Below are 289 nucleotides of genomic sequence, written 5' to 3' on the forward strand. Positions count from 1 at the left end.
GCCAAATGCAAGATCAGAAGAACCATAATCAATGAGCAAAGCAGAACCTTTCATTTGTACTAAGCGGTCGCTGATTTGTTGCATAAATTGATACCGTGAGGGTGCATGTTCAAAAATTGTTCCGTCAGGTACCTCGGAAAGGCTGAACTGTAGATAATAAGAAGGAAGTGTATGTGGGGTAGCAATAAACATGAAGTTTCCATCTTGATTCACCGTAATGCGGCGTTCTTTCCATTCCCCGTTGATTTTGATATATTGGTTGATGGGGAGTGTATCGAAGAACTCATTG

General features: G+C 41.2%; 1 protein-coding gene. It reads right to left on the reverse strand.

Features of this window, described 5'->3' with window-relative positions; translation table 11 throughout:
- The coding region (locus tag ACFIK8_RS12165; RefSeq protein ID WP_375669577.1) for an SAM-dependent methyltransferase at positions 1-289 on the reverse strand (289 nt) is incomplete at both ends.

This window comes from Bartonella sp. MR168JLCBS (assembly GCF_042194175.1).